The organism is Ilumatobacter fluminis (assembly GCF_004364865.1).
Classification (GTDB): Bacteria; Actinomycetota; Acidimicrobiia; order Acidimicrobiales; family Ilumatobacteraceae; genus Ilumatobacter; species Ilumatobacter fluminis.
This window is the reverse complement of record NZ_SOAU01000001.1, coordinates 38,778-56,808: the sequence shown is the minus strand read 5'-3', so window position 1 is coordinate 56,808 and position 18,031 is coordinate 38,778. Positions and strand designations below refer to the sequence as shown.

Annotated in this window: 15 protein-coding genes; 6 read left to right on the top strand and 9 right to left on the bottom strand. The window is 68.7% G+C overall.

What is annotated here, in order from left to right; all coding sequences use genetic code 11:
- Positions 1–6: 6 nt before the first annotated feature.
- Positions 7–1,263 (bottom strand): serine hydrolase domain-containing protein, encoded by a 1,257-nt coding sequence (locus tag BDK89_RS00270; RefSeq protein WP_133867043.1) that lies wholly within the window; start codon positions 1,261–1,263, stop codon positions 7–9.
- Positions 1,264–1,478: 215 nt separating this feature from the next.
- Between BDK89_RS00270 and BDK89_RS00265 the strand changes: the two genes are divergently transcribed.
- The gene (locus BDK89_RS00265; protein WP_208293904.1) at positions 1,479–2,363 is read left to right on the top strand and encodes a bifunctional helix-turn-helix transcriptional regulator/GNAT family N-acetyltransferase; all 885 of its coding nucleotides are present in this window, start codon (positions 1,479–1,481) and stop codon (positions 2,361–2,363) included.
- Positions 2,364–2,506: 143 nt separating this feature from the next.
- Here BDK89_RS00265 and BDK89_RS00260 read toward each other — a convergent pair whose 3' ends face one another.
- Genes BDK89_RS00260 through BDK89_RS00245 form a run of 4 tightly spaced genes read right to left on the bottom strand, consistent with a single transcriptional unit; the run spans position 2,507 to position 6,329 of the window.
- A complete protein-coding gene (locus BDK89_RS00260; protein ID WP_133867042.1) occupies positions 2,507–3,778 on the bottom strand; it encodes an SAM-dependent methyltransferase in 1,272 nt (423 codons plus the stop codon).
- 37 nt (positions 3,779–3,815) lie between these two features.
- Positions 3,816–4,586, bottom strand: a complete 771-nt coding sequence (locus tag BDK89_RS00255) for a DUF1365 domain-containing protein (RefSeq protein WP_133867041.1) — start codon at positions 4,584–4,586, stop codon at positions 3,816–3,818.
- Positions 4,583–5,887, bottom strand: a complete 1,305-nt coding sequence (locus BDK89_RS00250) for an NAD(P)/FAD-dependent oxidoreductase (protein ID WP_133867040.1) — start codon at positions 5,885–5,887, stop codon at positions 4,583–4,585. The genes BDK89_RS00255 and BDK89_RS00250 overlap by 4 nt, the downstream gene beginning before the upstream one ends.
- A 1-nt stretch (position 5,888) precedes the next feature.
- Positions 5,889–6,329, bottom strand: a complete 441-nt coding sequence (locus tag BDK89_RS00245; RefSeq protein ID WP_133867039.1) for an SRPBCC family protein — start codon at positions 6,327–6,329, stop codon at positions 5,889–5,891.
- Positions 6,330–6,535: 206 nt separating this feature from the next.
- Between BDK89_RS00245 and BDK89_RS00240 the strand changes: the two genes are divergently transcribed.
- Together BDK89_RS00240 and BDK89_RS00235 are read left to right on the top strand one after the other, a co-directional pair.
- Positions 6,536–6,847 (top strand): putative quinol monooxygenase, encoded by a 312-nt coding sequence (locus BDK89_RS00240; RefSeq protein ID WP_133867038.1) that lies wholly within the window; start codon positions 6,536–6,538, stop codon positions 6,845–6,847.
- Positions 6,848–6,851: 4 nt separating this feature from the next.
- Positions 6,852–8,021: a CaiB/BaiF CoA transferase family protein gene (locus BDK89_RS00235; RefSeq protein WP_133867037.1), complete on the top strand. Its 1,170-nt coding sequence runs from the start codon at positions 6,852–6,854 to the stop codon at positions 8,019–8,021.
- 137 nt (positions 8,022–8,158) lie between these two features.
- On the opposite strand, the gene BDK89_RS00230 is transcribed toward BDK89_RS00235, so the two are convergent.
- Positions 8,159–9,028, bottom strand: a complete 870-nt coding sequence (locus BDK89_RS00230) for an alpha/beta fold hydrolase (protein ID WP_133867036.1) — start codon at positions 9,026–9,028, stop codon at positions 8,159–8,161.
- A gap of 82 nt (positions 9,029–9,110) precedes the next feature.
- Between BDK89_RS00230 and BDK89_RS00225 the strand changes: the two genes are divergently transcribed.
- Complete coding sequence (locus BDK89_RS00225; protein ID WP_166657271.1) at positions 9,111–9,656, top strand: TetR family transcriptional regulator; 546 nt, start codon at positions 9,111–9,113, stop codon at positions 9,654–9,656.
- Between the two features lie 123 nt (positions 9,657–9,779).
- On the opposite strand, the gene BDK89_RS00220 is transcribed toward BDK89_RS00225, so the two are convergent.
- Entirely contained in the window at positions 9,780–10,301 is a 522-nt protein-coding gene (locus BDK89_RS00220) for a dihydrofolate reductase family protein (protein ID WP_166657270.1), read from the bottom strand.
- Positions 10,302–10,401: 100 nt separating this feature from the next.
- On the opposite strand from BDK89_RS00220, the gene BDK89_RS00215 reads away from it, so the two are divergent.
- Positions 10,402–11,583: an MBL fold metallo-hydrolase gene (locus tag BDK89_RS00215; protein ID WP_133867033.1), complete on the top strand. Its 1,182-nt coding sequence runs from the start codon at positions 10,402–10,404 to the stop codon at positions 11,581–11,583.
- A gap of 51 nt (positions 11,584–11,634) precedes the next feature.
- Here the strand turns inward: BDK89_RS00215 and cysN are convergent, their stop codons facing one another.
- Together cysN and cysD are read right to left on the bottom strand one after the other, a co-directional pair.
- Complete coding sequence (cysN, locus tag BDK89_RS00210) at positions 11,635–13,536, bottom strand: sulfate adenylyltransferase subunit CysN (RefSeq protein ID WP_133867032.1); 1,902 nt, start codon at positions 13,534–13,536, stop codon at positions 11,635–11,637.
- Positions 13,537–13,576: 40 nt separating this feature from the next.
- Positions 13,577–14,533 (bottom strand): sulfate adenylyltransferase subunit CysD, encoded by a 957-nt coding sequence (gene cysD / locus BDK89_RS00205; protein WP_133867031.1) that lies wholly within the window; start codon positions 14,531–14,533, stop codon positions 13,577–13,579.
- Positions 14,534–14,694: 161 nt separating this feature from the next.
- Here cysD and BDK89_RS00200 point away from each other — a divergent pair, with 161 nt between their 5' ends.
- Positions 14,695–18,021 carry an SdrD B-like domain-containing protein gene (locus tag BDK89_RS00200; protein WP_166657269.1) on the top strand — a complete coding sequence of 1,109 codons (3,327 nt, stop codon included), beginning with the start codon at positions 14,695–14,697 and terminating at the stop codon, positions 18,019–18,021.
- Positions 18,022–18,031 lie beyond the last annotated feature (10 nt).

Here is an 18,031-nt window from a genome sequence, read left to right as displayed (position 1 = left end):
CCCAGGTCACGGTGAGGCGGTCATGGCTTCGTCGATCACCGGCTCGATGACGCTCCGGATCGTCGCGCCGGTCGAGCCGTCGGCCTCGACGACGAAGTAGGCGCCGTAGCCGAGCTCGAGATCGATCCAGGGTTCGGCGCCGAACGCGCCCGGGTCGTTCAAGCGACCGTTGGCGCGATCGACCCACCAGCCCATTGCGTAACCGGGGAGCGCGTCGCCGCCCGGCAGGGTGATGGTGCGGTCGGTGTGGAGCTGCTCGATGCCCTCCGGCGAGATCACCTGCTCGTCGCCGCAACGACCTTCGCGCAGGTGCATCAAGAGGAGCTCCCCGTAGTCGGGCGCCGCGATGTAGGCACCCGCCTCCATGTTCGGGTTGTCGGTGGGCTCGAGGGTGGTCGGATCGATGTCGTACGGGTAGCCGAGTCCGCGGGTGATCACGAAGTGGTTGTTGTACCCGAGGCTGTCGACGCCGCACGGCGTCACGTAGGTCTCGTCGATCAGCTCGGCCCACGTGCGACCCGACACGTGCTCGGCCAACGCACCCGCGATCTGCCATTGACCACCGCCGTACGCGAACCCGGTGTCGGGTGGGACGATCAGATCGTCGTCGTCCGGCGTCTCGAAGATCGTGGCGCCGCAGTCCTCGATGTCGCCGTCGGGGAACCACTGGCACACGTACGGCTCGTAGAAGAGCTCGGGGAACAGGCCGACGAGGCCCGACGTGTTCGAGACGAGCTGCGCCGGCGTCAGGTCGGGGTTGCCGACCCAGTCGGTCTGCTCGGCGATCGGCGTGTCCATGTCGAGCAGGCCCTGGTCGTCGAGACGCATCAGGACGCCGGCGGTGATCATCTTCGACGACGACGCGATGAACGACTGCCGGTCGGCGTCGAACGCACCCCAGTACTCCTCGTGCACGATCCCGTCGTCACGATCGACGACGACAAGAGCCGCGCCACCGAGCTCGAACTCGTCGACGATGCCCTGCACCATCGGGCCGAGGGCCGAGAAGTCGCGTTCCGGTGCCGTCGTTGCGGTCGTCGCCGGCGCGGCGGTCGTCGCGGGCGCGCTGGTCGACGGTGAGCTCGTTTCGGGAGGGGCCGACGAGGTGGTGGGCGCTTCCGTCGCCGGGGCGGACGTCGACGGGATCGACGACGCTGTCGTCGACGCCGGTTCGGCGTCCGGCTCGGGATCATCGCTGCATGCCGCCATCACGAGCACGAGCACGCCGCTCACCACCGCCGTCATCAATCGTTTCCCACCCATCGAGCCGACCCTAACGCCGGTTGATGTCGGTTGAGGTCAGACCCCAACCGACGAACGTGCTCGGAGGCTGCAGTCCTGCGATATCGGTTGGGGTCTGACCTCAACCGACGAACGTGCTCGGAGGCTGCAGTCCTGCGATGTCGGTTGGGGTCTGACCTCAACCGACCGATCACCGTGAGAAGAACCGGCCGTTTCTCTGACTAGAGTCAGAGATCGTGATCGACGACGTCACCGAGCAGCTGCGGCGGTTCAACCGCTCGTTCACCCAGCGGATCGGCGTGCTCGACGACTCGTTCCTCGGCGCCGGGCGACCGCTCGGCCAGGCCCGACTGCTGTTCGAGATCGGGATGGGCCACGCGTCGCTGCTCCACCTCCGACATCGGCTCGGGCTCGATTCCGGCTACCTCAGTCGGCTCCTGCGCGAGCTCGAGCACGACGGACTCGTCGACGTCGTCGCCGATCCGGACGACGGCCGACGTCGAGTCGCCACCCTCACCGACGCCGGCCGCCGCGCCTGGGCCGACCTCGACCGGCGATCGGACGACCTCGCCGCCCGGCTGATCGACCCGCTCACCGATCGCCAGCGCGACGAACTCGCCTCGGCGCTCGCAACCGCCGACCGGCTCCTGCGAGCCGCCGCGATCGGCTTCGACGTCGTCGATCCCGCGTCCGAGGAGGCGGTCGCCGCGATGTCGGCCTACTTCGGCGAACTCGACGATCGTTTCACCGACGGCTTCGATCCGGGCGACACGCTGGTCACCGATGCGCCGTCGATGCGCGCACCGACGGGATCGTTCGTCGTCGCCCGATCGGACGACGACGTCGTGGCGTGCGGCGGCGTCGTGCGTCACGACGCCTCGACCGGCGAGATCAAGCGGATGTGGGTGCACGCCGACTGGCGCGGTGCAGGCGTGGGCCGCCGCACCCTCGCCGCGCTCGAGGCCGAGGTCGCCCGGCTCGGCTACGACACGATCGTGCTCGACACCAACGCCGTGCTCACCGAGGCGATCGCCATGTACGGCCGGGCCGGCTACACCCCGACCGACCGCTACAACGACAACCCCTACGCCCAACGCTGGTTCACCAAACCCGTCGGTTGATGTCGGTTGAGGTCAGACCCCAACCGACGAACGTGCTCGGACGCTGCGGTCCTGCGATGTCGGTTGATGTCAGACATCATCCGACATCTGAGGACGCGGAACCCTGCAGTCCTGTCGGATGATGTCTGACATCAACCGACCGGTCACCGTTGGAAGGTCAGTTGGTGCAGGAGGCAGTGGCGTTCGAGGAAGGCGGCCTCGCAGTAGGCGAGGTACATGCGCCACAGACGCTGGAACCGTTCGTCGAGACCGAGGTCGGCAACCGCCGGGAGCTGAGCGTCGAACTCGACGCGCCAGCGGTGCAGCGTCTCGGCGTAGTGCTCGGTGTAGTCGTCGACGGCAACCACGTGCATCGACGTCGCCCGACCGATCGAGTCGCCGATCGCGCCGACCGAGGGGAGGAAGCCGTTCGGGAACACGAACCGTCGGATGAAGTCCTCGGTGTTCTTGGCACGCTCCCAACGGTCGTCGGGCAGACAGATCGCCTGGATCGCAGCGCGCCCACCGGGCTTCAGTGAACGGTCGATCGTGGCGAAGTAGGCGTCGTAGTCGCGCCAGTCGACCGCCTCGATCATCTCGATCGACACGACGGCGTCGTACGTGCCGATGAGGTCGCGCCAGTCGTCGGTGAGGAGCGTGACCCGGTCGGCGAAACCGGCCTCCCGGACTCGTCGGGTCGCCTCGGCGTGCTGCTCGGACGAGATGGTGGTCGTCGTCACCCGAGCGCCGCGTTCGGCCGCCCGCAGCGCCATACCGCCCCAGCCGGTACCGATCTCGAGGAGGTGGTCGCCGGGGCCGACGCCGAGCCGGTCGAGGAGCAGGTCGTACTTGTGACGGCTGGCGTCGGCGAGCGATGCGTCCGGGTTCGGCCACACGGCCGACGAGTACGTCATCGTCTCGTCGAGGAAGAGCGAAAAGAAGTCGTTGCCGATGTCGTAGTGGGCGCCGATGTCCTCGCGGTTGCGCTCTCGCGAGTCGCGGGGCAGCGCCTTGCGGACCGGGTCGGAGATCCAGCCGGTCCAGCGGCGGGTCCGATTGCGGACCCGGTCGAGCCCTTCCATGTTCCGGATCGCGAACTGCACGACGGCGACGGGGTCGTCGGAGGTCCACCAGCGCTCGATGAAGCCACGCCCGAATCCGATCGCGCCCTCACGAACGAACGCGGCGTAGGCGCGTTCGTCGAGCACGGTGACGTGGGCGTCGACCGCGCCGACGGCCAGGGTGCCCTCGGCGCCGTAGACGTGTCGCTGCGGCGTTCGACCCGGCACGACGTCGTCGACGGTCAGACGGTCACGCGTCGTTCGGCGGAGAACGAATCGTCCGAGCGATGCGGCTCCCGATGTCACGGGGCCGGGCCGGGTCGCAACGTCGCGCTCGGCGTGGCGCAGCAGCCGATCGGCGCTGATCGCGCTCATCGCTCGACCGCCTGGGCTCGTTCCTGGATGATCGGGGTCATGCCGGTACCTCCCGCTTCCGCGGGTGCGGCACGAACGGCACCCGCTTCCACCACAGCTTCAGTGCTTGCCAATGAATACCCCACGACACGCGGTGTGTCGAGAGGAACGGCCGGACGAACGCTCGCGAGAGCGCGGATCGCGTCGCCGGGACGCGCTCGGTCGTCAGGCCGGTGACCACGATCGGTTCGTCCATCCCGTCGGGGACGACGTCGATGCCGAACTCGATGCGTTCGTCGTCGCCGCGCAGGCGGATGTCGTACCGCTGCGACTCGTCGAGGAACGGGGAGACGTGGAGCACCTTGTCGGTCGTCGCCGTCAGCCAGTCGCCTCGGCGCCACAACCGGACGGGGTAGCGCAGTCGTTCCTTCCACGGGGTGTTCGTCACCTCGAGCACGGCGCCCGCCGGATCGGCGTCGTCGTCGGTCCAGGCGAGGTAGACGGTGATGGGGTTGAACAGCCAACCGAACCGACGCACCTGGGTGAGCATGCGCACGGCGCCGGTGGGACGCTCCTGCAACACCGGCGTCAGGTCGTCTCGGACCGACTCGGCGAGCGAGCCGGTCGCCTCGAGCCCGTAGTCGCTGCGACGGAAGCGGGCCGGGGCCGTCCGCGTCGCCGACCAGAGCGGATGCTCACGGCAGAGACGATCGGGGTGGTCGGGGTCGATCCAGACGTAGCCGACCGGGTACGTGAACTCGTTCCGGGTCGGCACGTTGCGGCGGTGGTACACGGTGCCGCTGCACACGGCCGCGCCGCCCGGCCTCATCGGTCCTGCTCCAGCAGTGTGCTGCGATGCCAGTCGACGCCGATGCGGTGGCAGACCCGCAGGCCCGACACCATGCCGTCCTCGTGGAAGCCGTACCCCCACCAGGCGCCGCAGAAGTGCACGCGGTCGGCGCCGTCGACCTCGTCGAACCGGCGCTGCGCCTCGATCGCGTCGGCGTCGAACACCGGGTGCGAGTACTCGAACGAGCGCAAGACCTTCGACGGGTCGATGTGGTCGTCGCTGTTGAGGCTGACGAGATAGCGGTTGCTGCCCGGCAGATGCTGCAGGGCGGTCATGTCGTAGGTCAGCGTCGCTTCGCGCTGGTCGGCGGACCGGCGCTCGTAGTTCCACGCCGACCATGCCCGCTTCGTGGGAGCGAGCAGCGAGGTGTCGGTGTGGAGCGTGGCCGTGTTCGGCTGGTACCGGACGGCGCCGAGCACCTTCTGTTCGATCGGGGTGGCGTCGGCGAGCATCGTCAGCGCCTGGTCGCTGTGGGTCGCCAGGATCACCCGGTCGTACCGCTCGACGAGGCCGAGCGACGACACCAGCACGCTGCGGGAGTCGCGATGGATCGAGGTGACCGGTGCCGAGAGCCGGATCGTGCCGCTGAAGCGGCGGGCGATCGCATCGACGTAGGTGCGGCTCCCGCCGACGACGGTGCGCCACTGTGGACGATCACCGACGCTCAAGAGTCCGTGGTTGTCGAGGAACCGGAAGAGGGTGCGGGCCGGGAACTCTGCGAACGACGACGGGTCGGCCGACCACACCGAGGCCCCCATCGGGATGAGGTGCAACTCGACGAAGTCACGGCTGTAGTCCTCGCGCTCGAGGAACTCGGCGAGCGACAACTCGTCGCTCTCGACCGAATCGTCGTCGAGCAGTGCCCGGGCGGCCTTGTAGAACCGCGGCACGTCGCGCAGCATCCGCCACATCGCCGGACGCAGGATGTTGCGCCGCTGGGCGAACATGCTGTTCGGGCTGGTCGCTCGATAGGCGAGCCCGTTGGTGGCCGATTCGGGGTCGCGGTCGATCACCCCGAAGCTCATCTCGGTGTCGATCGTCTCGACACCGAGCTCGTCGAACAGGCCGACCAGGTTCGGGTAGTTGCGGTCGTTGTGGACGATGAAGCCGGTGTCGACGCCGATCGTGCCGGCGGACGGGTCGACCACGTCGACGGTGTTGGCGTGGCCCCCGAGGCGGGGTGCCGCCTCGTACAGGGTGACGTCGTGATGGGGGCCCAACACGTGAGCACAGGTGAGGCCGGCGATACCCGACCCGACGACGGCGATGCGTTCGCGCATGTCAGCGCTTCGTTCCGTCGAGCGCCTGCTGGAGGCCCTCGTCGGCGCGGCCGCCGATGCGACCGAACGCGGGCTTCAGGGCGAAGTCGAACAGGCCGAGCGGGCCGTTGAGGGTGAGTTCGGCGTCGTAGGTGACGAGCGAGCCGGTCTCGGTCGGCTCGACCGTGATGCGGTCGAGCGAGGTGAACAGCGTGCTGCTCGCCTTGACGGTGCACGAGTTGGGGGCGTCGTACTCGGTGGTCTCGTAGCGGAGGGTGAGGCCCTTGCCGGGTGCGTCGACGGTGACGTCGAACACGGCGTCGGGGCCAGGGCCCGAGCCCTCGACCTGTACCGACTTCTGGACACCCGGGTCCCAGTCCTCGAAGTTGCGGAGATCGGCCATGAAGGTGAACGCCTGGTCGGCGGGCATCGGGGTCTCGATCGTGGTCACGTACTTGGCCATGGGGGGTTCTCCTGGGTTCGGCGGCTGTCGTGGTGCGTGCCCGGTGTCGGTGGGCGGCAAACGGCTGCGTTCACCAGGTACTTCGGAGCCACCCCCGCATCCGGATGCATCGGGGTCGACGCGGCTGGTCGGATGCGGCGGTCGGATCGGTGCGAAGCGTCGGTTCGATCGGGGGCGGGAGCGGCCGGGTGGGTACGGTCGGGGCCATGTCGAAGCTCTCCGTCATCGCCAAGCTGACCGCCGCCGACGGCAAGTCGGCCGAACTCGAGACCGCGCTCGCCGGGCTGATCGCTGCCGCCGAGGAGGAGTCGGGCCTCGAGATCTATTCGGTCCACGCCGCCAAGGACGAGCCCGGCGTCTACTGGTTCTTCGAGCTCTACACCGGTGACGACGCCATGGCCGTGCACGGCAAGGGCGACGGCATGAAGGCGGCCATGGGCGCCGTCGGCGGCCTGCTCGCCGGGCGACCCGAGGTGATCATGATGTCGCCGGTCGCCGCCAAGGGTCTCGATATCTGAGTCGATGACGACCGACGGCACACCCCCCGCCGCCGGCCAGCGCGGACCGCTCGACGGACTGGTCGTCGCCGATCTGTCGCGCGTGCTCGCCGGACCGTACGCGTCGATGATGCTGGCCGACCTCGGCGCCACCGTCATCAAGGTCGAGAGCGCTGCCGGCGACGAGACCCGCACGTGGCGGCCGCCCGAACACGAAGGAACCGCCACGTACTACCTGTCGATCAACCGCAACAAGCGGTCGGTCGTGCTCGACTTCCGCGACCCCGACGACGTCGCGCTCGTGCACGAGCTGTTCCGACGGTCCGACATCGTCCTCGAGAACTACATGCCCGGCAAGCTCGCCGGCTTCGGACTCGACTACGACGCGGCACGATCGATCAATCCGAAGCTCGTCTACCTGTCGATCAGCGGCTTCGGGTCGGGCGAGGGCGCCTCGCTGCCCGGATACGACCTCGTCGTCCAGGCGATGTCGGGCCTGATGAGCCTCACCGGCGAGCGCGACGGGCCGGCCTACCGCGCCGGCATCGCGATGTTCGACGTGATGACCGGCCTCCACGGCACCGTCGGCGTGCTGGCCGCACTCCACCACCGGGAGCGGACGGGGGAAGGGCAACACGTCGAGGTCAACCTGATGTCGTCCGCGCTGTCGGGGCTGGTCAACCACACGGCGGCGTACACGGCGGCGGGCGTGGTGCCGATGCGGATGGGCAACAACCATCCGAGCGTCTACCCCTACGAGCCGCTCCCGACCGCTGACCGCGACATCATCATCGCGGCGGCGAACGACCGCCAGTTCCGAGCCCTGTGCGAGGCGCTCGGGATTCCCGACGTGGCCGACGATCCCCGCTTCCTCACCAACGGCGACCGAACGGTGAACCGTGACGCGCTGCGTCCGCTGCTGGTCGCGGCGATGACGTCGCGGTCGGCCGACGACCTGTTCGACGCGCTGAGTGCCCGTGGCGTGCCGTGCGGGCCGATCAACACCGTCGGCGAGGGCATCGAGTTCGCGGAGCGGATCGGTCTCGAGCCGAGGGTGACGGTGGGTGAGGGCGACGAGGAGGTCGACCTCGTGCGCAACCCCATCCGATTCAGCGCCGCCGCCCCGCAGTACACCCTCCCGCCCCCGACCCTCGGCCAACACACCGACGACATCAAAACCTGGCTCCGCACCTGACGACGAATGGTGTCGGATCCGTTGCGTCGTTGGGTCCTGCCGATCACCGCGACGAATGGTGTCGGATCCGTTGCGTCGTCGGGTCCTGCCGGGATCACCTCGGCGCGGCGACGCAACGGATCCGACACCGTTCGTCGCTACCGGACTGTGGCGAGGATGGCGGTGGCGACTTCGGCGGGGCGTTCCTCGTGGGAGAAGAGGCTGGCGTCGTCGATCACGGTGAGGCGGGCGTCCGCGAAGTCGGCGACGTGGTCGCGGGCACGGTCGACCGGGAAGAACGGGTCGTGGCGGCCCCACACCAGATGGACCGGCACCTCGATCCGGCGGTGGAGGTCGGCCAGTTCGGTGACGAACCGTTGCTCGAACGAGTCGACGATCCGCACACCGGCGGCGAGTGCGACCGGATCGGTGTGGAGTGGCCGGAGGAAGAACTCGTCGAACTCGCCGTCGAGCAGATCGTTGTCGACGAAGGCGCCGCCGAGCACGAGCGGGAACCGGCGGAGCCGGCGCCGACCGACGACCCATCCGAGCACCTTGCCGAACCCGGGCAGTCGGGTGCCGCGGATGAAGGCCGTGAATCTCCAGCTGAGTCCGTCCGGCAGTTCGGTGTCGATCATCACCATCGACCGCACCCGTTCGTCCCCGGCCAGCGCGTGCCGGGCGATCATGCCGCCACTGTCGTGCCCGACGACGGCTACGTCGGTCAGGCCGAGCTCGTCGACGACTCGTCGCACCGCCTCCACGTGACCCTCGATACCGACCGGCGTCCGTTCGTCGTAGTCGCTGGAGCCGGTGCCCACGAGATCGATCAGGTGGCAGGTGACGTGGGGCGTGAGATGCGGCAACAACTTCCGGAAGGTGGCGCCGGTGACGGGCCAGCCGTGCACGAAGAGGACGTCGGGTCCGGTGCCCACGGTGCGGACGGCGACCTTGCCCGCACCGACGTCGATCAGGCGGTCGGGGTCGCGGCGGAACAGGTCGGCGGCTTCGGTGGCGGTGAGGGTCATGGCGGTCTCCGTCAGTGTTGTAGTGACAACTACAACTGTATCTGTAGTGACCACTACGGTCAACCCCGTTACGATCCACGTCGTGTCCCCCAGTCGCAAGCACAGCCGTGACGAGATCCTCGCCGCCGCCGTCGAGACGGCCTTCGACGGTGGGCTCAGCCAGCTGAGCTTCGGGCGCGTCGCCCGACGACTCGGCATCGCCGACCGGACGGTCGTCTACTACTTCCCCACGATCGGCGACCTGATCGCCCACGTCGTGGTCATGCTCGGCCTGCAGCTCCAGGCCACCCTCGAACCGGCCTTCGAGGGCGGCGCCGCCGAGCCGATCGAGCTGGTCCGCCGGGCCTGGCCGGCGCTCACGAACCCCGAAGCCGACGCGACCTTCGGCCTGTTCTTCGAGGCGAACGGGCTTGCCGCGGCGGGCCGGTCGCCGTACGACGCGATCGTGCCCCAACTGGTCGAGGGCTGGATCGACTGGGCGACGGGCTACTTCACCGGCCCAGAGGAACAGCGCCGAGCCGACGCCGAAGCGGCCATCGCCCTCCTCGACGGCGTCCTGCTCCTCCGCCAACTCGCCGGCCCCGAACCCGCCGACCGAGCCGCCGCCCGCCTCGGCATCGTCGGTTGAGGTCAGACCCCAACCGACAGGCATGCTCGGCATCGTCGGTTGAGGTCAGACCCCAACCGACCGGCATGCTCGGAGGCTGCAGTCCTGCACCGTCGGTTGGGGTCTGACCTCAACCGACTGGGATCAACGGACGGGGGTGTAGGTGAGTTGGACGAGGCCGGAGCCGAGTTCTCGGGTGGCTTGCAGTTCGAGCTCGTGACGGTTGCCGACGCCGGCGAACAACGGGCGGCCGGCGCCGAGGACGACCGGGATCATCGTGACGGTCATCTCGTCGACGAGACCCGCCTCCAGCGCCTGACGAACGAGTTCGCCGCCGTCGAGGTAGACGTCTCGCTCTCCGGCAGCCTGTTTCGCCTCGGCGACCATGTCGTCGATCGAACCGGTCACGGCGCGCACCGTCGGTTCGGTGTCGGGCATCGGCCGACGTGTCGCGACGAGCACCGGCGTGTCGCCGTAGGGCCACGGGCCGTCGAACGACGACACCACGTCATAGGTACGGCGGCCCATCAGCATCGCGCCGACGTCGGCGAAGAACGGGGTGAACGTGTCGTCCGCGTCGGGGAAGTCGAGCCAGTCGAGTTCGTCGTCGGGGCCGGCGATGAACCCGTCGAGCGACGAAGCGATGAACACCCGACAGCGAGTCACGACGTCACCATACGCCCCCGTCGACGATCGCACCATCGCGACGAGATGAACCCCGACTGACGATCGGGAACAGCCGCTGAGTACGGTCGAGCGCACCCTCATGAGCCACGACGAACACCAACACGAACACGCTCCCGGCCGGACCGACGGGCACACCCATCGGCACGGCCACCAGCACGGCGCGGCCCCGGCGACGGGGAACACCGGCGACGAGGCGCCGCGCCCGCGCAAGCAGGAGCAGGAGACGGCGACGACCGACGTCACCGAGGTCGCTCCCGGCGTGCTCCGGACCGAACTCCCGATCCAGCTGCCCGGCCTCGGCCACGTCAACTGCTACGTGATGGAGGACGAGCGAGGCATCGCCGTCGTCGACCCGGGCCTGCCCGGCCCCGAGGCCTGGGAGTCGCTCGTCGACCGACTGGGCCGAGCCGGCTACCAGGTGACCGACGTCCACACCGTCGTCGTCACCCATTCGCACCCCGACCACTTCGGTGGCGCACAACGGCTCCGATACGAGTCGGGCGCCGACATCGTCACCCACGAGTCGTTCCGGACCCTGTTCGACTACGCCGTCGACGAGTCGGAGGACTCGGCCGAACTCACCATCAACTCCTTCGACGAACAGGTCGAGGCGATCGAGCGCTACATGAGCCGCCCGTCGCCGTGGGGCGGCCGGCGGGCCGGCCCGTCACGGGAGTTCCTCGAACGGCTGCACGGCGGACGCACCGACTCGGTCCGGATCTTCGAGCCGCTCCGACCCACCAAGCCGCTCGTCGAGGGACAGACGATCCGGCTCGCCCGACGCGAGTGGGTCGCGATGCACACGCCCGGCCACACCTACGACCATCTGTGTCTGTTCGACCCCGAGTACGGCGTGATGTTCACCGGCGACCACGTGCTCCCCACCATCACGCCGCACATCAGCGGGATGGCGCCCCAGGCCGACCCGCTCGCCCTGTTCTTCGAGTCGCTCGCCCGAATGGCCGATCAGGAGGGTGTGTCGGTCGCGCTCCCCGCGCACGGCAAGCCGTTCACCGACCTGCGGGGTCGGTCGGAGCACATCATCGAACACCACGGCGACCGGTTGCAGATCATCCGCGACGCCGCCGAGCGGGTGCCCGACGGCACCGTCAACGACTACATGCGGGTGCTGTTCCGCGAGCGATCGTGGGGCGAGATGGCCGAGAGCGAGACCTACGCCCACCTCGAGCACCTGCGCGAACTCGGTGAGTTCGCACGCTGGACCGACGACGGCCTGGCCCACTACCGCCCGGCCGGCTGACCGACCGATCAGCTGACCGGCGGGGTCGGCTACCCCGACCCCGCCCGGCGGTCAGGTGATGATGCCTTGGGCGCGCAGTTGAGCGATGACCTGGTCGGCGGCTTCCTCGGGTGTGATCGACGTGGTGTCGACACGCACCTCGGCCGACTCCGGCGCCTCGTAGGGCGAGTCGATGCCGGTGAAGTTCGACAGCTCGCCCGAGCGGGCCTTGGCGTACAACCCCTTCGGGTCACGCTCTTCGGCCACCGCGAGCGGCGTGTCGACGAACACCTCGACGAACTCGCCGTCGTCGACCCGCGACCGGGCGAGGTCGCGCTCGGCACGGAACGGTGAGATGAACGACACGAGCACCACGAGACCGGCGTCGGCCATGAGACGCGACACCTCGGCGATGCGCCGGATGTTCTCGACCCGATCGACGTCGGTGAATCCGAGGTCTCGGTTGAGGCCGTGGCGGACGTTGTCGCCGTCGAGGAGGTAGGTGCGCACGCCCATGGTGTGCAGCTTCGACTCGACGATGTTGGCGATCGTCGACTTGCCGGAACCGGACAGGCCGGTGAACCAGACCACGCCGGGGCGATGGCTGTTCATCTCGGCCCGGGCGTCCTTGTCGACCTTGACCTCTTGCCAGTGGATGTTGTGCGAGCGCCGCAGGGCGAAGTGCAGCAAGCCGGCACCGACGGTGTTCTGGGTCAGCTTGTCGATGATGACGAAGCCGCCCATCTCGCGGTTGTCGGCGTAGGGGTCGAACGGGATCGGCCGATCGAGACTCAGGTTGCACACGCCGATCTCGTTCAGCTCGAGCGTGTTGGCGGCGAGGTGGTCGAGGTTGTTGACGTCGATGCGGTACTTCGGGTTGGCGATCGTCACGCCGACGGTGCGGGTGCCGATCTTCAGGAGGTACGGCCGGCCGGGCAGCATCTCGTCCTCGTGCATCCACACGACGTGGGCCTCGAACTGGTCGGCGACCTCGGCCGGCGCGTCACCGGCACAGAGCACGTCGCCGCGCGAGGCGTCGATCTCGTCGGCGAGGGTGATGGTGACCGACTGGCCGGCGATCGCCTCGTCGAGGTCGCCGTCCATGGTGACGACCCGGTCGACGGTGCTGGTGGTGCCGGCGGGCAGCACCCGCACGGCGTCGCCCGGACGGACGGTGCCGCCGACGATCCGTCCCGAGAAACCGCGGAAGTCGAGGTTCGGGCGGTTGACCCACTGCACCGGCATGCGGAACGGGCCCGACGCCGTGGCATCGTCGACCTCGACGGTCTCGAGGTAGCCGAGCAGGGTCGGCCCGTGGTACCAGTGCATGTGCTGGCTCGGGGCCACGACGTTGTCACCCTTGAGGGCCGACATCGGGATGAACGTGATGTCGTCGAGACCGATCCGCTTCGCGAAGTCGCGGTACTCCTCCTGGATCGTCTCGTACACCTCGTGCGACCAGTCGACGAGGTCCATCTTGTTGACGGCGACGATGATCTTCTGGATGCCGAGCAGCGACACGAGGAAGCTGTGGCGGCGGGTCTGGGTGAGCACGCCCTTGCGCGCGTCGACCATCAGCACGGCCACATCGGCGGTCGACGCGCCCGTGACCATGTTGCGGGTGTACTGCTCGTGGCCGGGCGTGTCGGCGACGATGAACTTGCGCTGCTCGGTCGAGAAGAAGCGGTAGGCGACGTCGATCGTGATGCCCTGCTCGCGCTCGGCCGACAGGCCGTCGAGCAGGAGCGCGAAGTCGAGATCGCCGCCCTGGGTGCCGACCTTGGCCGAGTCGGCCTCGAGCGCTGCCAGGTGATCTTCGAAGACGAGATGCGACTCGTAGAGCAGGCGCCCGATGAGGGTGCTCTTGCCGTCGTCGACCGAACCGCAGGTGATGAAGCGGAGCAGCGACTTGTACTGGTGCGAGACGAGGTACGCCTCGATGTCGTCGGCGATGAGATCGGATGCGTGTGCCATCAGCGGACCCTCCGATCGGCGAGCGTCGTTGCGTCGTTCATCAGAAGTAGCCCTCCTGCTTCTTCTTCTCCATCGATGCGGCGCCGTCGAAGTCGATGATGCGCCCCTGCCGCTCGGACGTGGTCGCGAGCAGCATCTCCTGGATGATCCCGGTGAGCGTGTCGGCGTCGCTCTCGATCGCGCCCGAGAGTGGGTAGCAACCGAGCGTGCGGAACCGCACGTTCTTCATCATCGGGACCTCGCCGTCGTCGAGCGGCATGCGGTCGTCGTCGACCATGATCAGCACGCCGTCGCGGTCGACGACGGGGCGCGGCGCCGAGAAGTACAGCGGCACGATCGGGATCTGCTCGAGATGGATGTACTGCCACACGTCGAGCTCGGTCCAGTTGCTGATCGGGAACACGCGAACCGTCTCGCCGGGGCTGCGGCGGGCGTTGTAGATCGACCAGAGTTCGGGACGCTGGCGCTTCGGGTCCCACTGGTGTTGCGGCGAGCGGATCGAGAAGACGCGCTCCTTGGCGCGTGACTTCTCCTCGTCACGGCGGGCGCCGCCGAAGCAGAGGTCGAACTTGTTCTGGTCGATCGCCTGCTTGAGGCCTTCGGTCTTCCACATGTCGGTGTGGAGTGCCGAGCCGTGGTCGAAGGGGTTGATGCCGCGCTCGATGCACTCGGGGTTCTGGTGGACGATCAGCTCCATGCCGGCCTCCTCGGCCGCCTTGCCTCGGAACTCGTACATCGCCTGGAACTTCCACGTCGTGTCGACGTGCACCAGCGGGAACGGCGGCGGCGACGGGTAGAACGCCTTGCGGGCCAAGTGCAGGAGCACCGAGCTGTCCTTGCCGACCGAGTACAGCATCGCCGGGCGCTCGCTCTCGGCGACGGCCTCGCGCATGATGTGGATCGCCTCGGCCTCGAGCCGTTGCAGGTGGGTCAGGCGGCCGGCGGTCAGGCCGTCGGCGTCGATCGTTCCGGTCGTCGTGCCGGCGGATTCGGTCATCACAAGTCCATTCGAAACGGTGGTCGTATTGTCCGGTAAGACTACGGACAATACAACAATTGCGGCGAACTGCCACCCCTCCACGGGTCGCGAACTTCAGGAGAACGTCAAGATCCGACCCGGTCATGCCGATGACCAGGCACGACACGGATCGACCGACGATGCATCGCCTCCTCTCGCTCGTGATCGCGCTCGGCGCGACGGCAACCGGCTGGACGGTCGCGTCCCCGACGACGGTCACGGCATCCACCGAGCCCGTGGCGGCGCACTCGTCGGGCTGCGGGGGCGTCGTGTTCGACGACCTCGACTTCGACGGCGAACACGACGAGACGGAGTCCGGCGTCGCCGGCGTCACGATCCGGACCACCGACCGCACCGGCCGAGCGATCACGGCCGACACCGACGACACCGGCACCTGGCACGTCGATCTCGACGACGACCAGTTCCCGATCCGACTCGAGTTCGAGACGCCCGACGGGTTCGAGCCCGGCCCCACCGGGCCCCACAACGGCAGCGACGTGCAGTTCGTCGACGATGCCGACTCGTGTACCGGCGAGCCGACCGGCTCGTTCGGCGTCTTCGTGCCCGGAGCGTCGTGCGCACACAGCGCCACCCTCGTCACCGGGTGCTACCGCGCCGCCGATCACCCCGACGGCGGCCGCGTCCCGGCCGTCGAACTGGTCGATCCGTCGACCGTCGATGTCGGCGCTGTCGACGGAGACAGCGCCGACGACTGGCTCACCCTGGCACCCGAGCCGGCCGCCGACGTCGACACCGTCGGTTCGATCCACGGCATCGCCACCGACTGGCGCGGCAACGTCTATGCCGCCGCGTTCGTGAAGCGGCACACGACGCTGCGGTCCGATCTCAACCCGGCCGGCAACCCGACGGCGATCTACCGACTCAGGCCCGGTGCCGAGCCCGAGCTGCTCACGATCGTCGACCGGAACGCCACCGACCCGCACGACACCGACGGCGACGTTCGCTCCGACGCGGCGGCGTTCGACGACGTCTACCGGACCGGTCTCGGCGACATCGAGGTGACGAACGACGGCACACAGTTGTTCGCCGTCGACCTCGGTCGGCGCGAACTCGTGACGGTCGCGCTGCCGTCCGGCGACGTGACCGGGCGCCGACCGCTCACGGCCGACACGCTCGGGATCAGCCGATGCAACGCCACCGAGGCGTCACCGTTCGGCGACCTGCGCCCGTTCGGTCTCGGCATCACATCGGACGATCGCCTGCTCGTCGGCGTCGTCTGTTCCGCCGAGTCGACCGTGGAACCCGGCGGGGCGATCGACGACGAGCAGGCCGACGCGCGACCGCTCGGCGACCCGACCCAGTTGCGCGCCTACGTCGTCGAGATGACCGAGACCGTCGGAACAGCCAAGTCGGTCGGGAACGGGTTCGAGGTGCGGTTGGCCTGGGACCTCGACGCGGACAGGGGCGTCACGTACGACAACGGCCTGCTCTCGAACGCCGCCGTCTGGCGACCGTGGGTCGACGCCGTGCCGTTCCGCACCGAACACGACGTCGTGTCGTACCCCCAACCCGCCGTCACCGACATCGACGTCGACGGTGCCGGCAATCTGATCGTCGCGCTCGGCGACCGGTGGGGACACCAGACGATGCCCGACAGCACCGCGCCGACGACCGACGGCGACACCCACGACATCGTCGAGACTGTGATCGCCGGCGATCTCCAACGGGCCTGTCCCGACGGCGACGGCTGGGTCATCGAAGGCACCGGCGACTGTGACGGCGGCGTCGGCAACGGCTTCGAGTTCTTCGACGGCGACAGCTACGGGTGGCACGCCGAGACGACACTCGGCGGCGTCGTCACGATGCCCGACGACGGCACCGGCAAGGAGGCCGTCGTGGTGACGCAGATGGACCCGCTCGTCGGATGGGCCGAACCGTGGCGGTCGGGCGGGATCGCCTGGCACGACACCTCGACCGGCGAGTTCGTGCGCGGCGTCCGCCTGTACGACGGACGCAACGCCGAACCCGACCACACCTTCGAGAAGTCGTCCGGACTCGCCGGCCTCGCGCTGCTGTGCGAGACCGCACCGATCGAGATCGGTGGTCGGGTGTGGCGCGACGTCGACGGCGACGGAGACCAGGACGCAGACGAGCCGTCGATCGGCGGGGTCGAGATGGAACTGCGCGCACCCGACGGGGTCGTCCTCACGACCGCCGTGACCGACTCGGACGGCCGCTACCGCTTCCGCGACGACGGCAAGGTGCCCCTCGCCGACCGCGACGACTACCTCGTCACCGTCGCCCACCGGAACTCGACCAGCGGACCGTTCGGTCGATGGGGCGAACACACCGGCCTCAGGCCGACCCACCCGCACCTCGGCGGCGACGCACGACTCGACTCCGACGCGCTCGTCGCGCAGGACGACACGACCGTGTCGGGCATGACCTACGCGCCCGTCCACGCCGGCGACGACCCCGACACACCAGCGCTCGAACCACTCGTCGACCACTCGACCGACTTCGGTTTCCAGGAACAGTACGACCTCGCCGTGGCGACCCGGTGGGTGCGCCACGACGACGTGCTCGGCGTGCTGGCGTTCGAGATCATCATCCACAACCAGGGCTCGGAACCGTCGGGTGCGTTCTCGTTCGTCGACCGCATCCCCTACGGCACCTCCGTGCTCGCAGCGAGCCACGGTGCCGACACCGACGCGACGGACGGCAGAACCATTCGGTGGCACATCACCGAATCGGCACAACTCGCACCGGGCGAGACCCGACGCCTCACGGTCATCGTGAACGTCGACGACCCCGGCCAATCACCGTTCGTGAACGTCGTCGAACTCACCGGCTACGCCGATCGCGACGACGACTCGACGCCCGGCAACGAAACAGCCGACTCGATCCGAAATCGTCCCAACGCCTACACCGCCGACGGCGGCATCATCGACGACAACGGCGCATGGGCGGAGGAGGACGACGCCGACATCGCGACGGTGCACCTCCACCAGATCACCGGGCGTCTCTGGGTCGACCCCGACCGTGACGCCGACTACGAGCCGAACGATCTCGTCGGTGACACCGCCTGGGAGCGGCCGGTCGCCGGCGTCGCCGTCGTGCTCCGCCATGTCGACGGTGCCGAGGTCGAACGCCAATGGACGTCGCACGACGGCACGTACCGGTTCACGATGGTGCCGTCCGACGAGTACGTGCTCGAGGTGCAGCCCGACGAGTTCACCGACGCCCGGCCGTTGGGTGACTACGACTGGTTGTCGTCGCCGTACCGATCGGGACGCATCGAGCGCCTCGACGGGGTGACGATCCCGGTCGAGCTCCGCGCCGGCGACGACGCCGTCGTCACGATCGACCTGCCGGTCGCGAAGCGCGGCGGTATCGCCTGGCTCGGCTGGTATCGCACCGAGTTCGTACTCCCCGTGCTGATCGCAGCCGCCGTGGTGCTCCTGCTCCTCCAGCGCCGGGCGAACCGGATCACCGCACTGGCGTAGGCCGGTCGAC

Bases quoted from the DNA above. Each gene is read 5' to 3' on its own strand.
- BDK89_RS00270 (WP_133867043.1), bottom strand. From the start codon at position 1,263: ATGGGTGGGAAACGATTGATGACGGCGGTGGTGAGCGGCGTGCTCGTG.
- BDK89_RS00260 (WP_133867042.1), bottom strand. From the start codon at position 3,778: ATGAGCGCGATCAGCGCCGATCGGCTGCTGCGCCACGCCGAGCGCGAC.
- BDK89_RS00255 (WP_133867041.1), bottom strand. From the start codon at position 4,586: ATGAGGCCGGGCGGCGCGGCCGTGTGCAGCGGCACCGTGTACCACCGC.
- BDK89_RS00250 (WP_133867040.1), bottom strand. From the start codon at position 5,887: ATGCGCGAACGCATCGCCGTCGTCGGGTCGGGTATCGCCGGCCTCACC.
- BDK89_RS00245 (WP_133867039.1), bottom strand. From the start codon at position 6,329: ATGGCCAAGTACGTGACCACGATCGAGACCCCGATGCCCGCCGACCAG.
- BDK89_RS00240 (WP_133867038.1), top strand. From the start codon at position 6,536: ATGTCGAAGCTCTCCGTCATCGCCAAGCTGACCGCCGCCGACGGCAAG.
- BDK89_RS00235 (WP_133867037.1), top strand. From the start codon at position 6,852: ATGACGACCGACGGCACACCCCCCGCCGCCGGCCAGCGCGGACCGCTC.
- BDK89_RS00230 (WP_133867036.1), bottom strand. From the start codon at position 9,028: ATGACCCTCACCGCCACCGAAGCCGCCGACCTGTTCCGCCGCGACCCC.
- BDK89_RS00215 (WP_133867033.1), top strand. From the start codon at position 10,402: ATGAGCCACGACGAACACCAACACGAACACGCTCCCGGCCGGACCGAC.
- cysN (WP_133867032.1), bottom strand. From the start codon at position 13,536: ATGGCACACGCATCCGATCTCATCGCCGACGACATCGAGGCGTACCTC.
- cysD (WP_133867031.1), bottom strand. From the start codon at position 14,533: ATGACCGAATCCGCCGGCACGACGACCGGAACGATCGACGCCGACGGC.
- BDK89_RS00200 (WP_166657269.1), top strand. From the start codon at position 14,695: ATGCATCGCCTCCTCTCGCTCGTGATCGCGCTCGGCGCGACGGCAACC.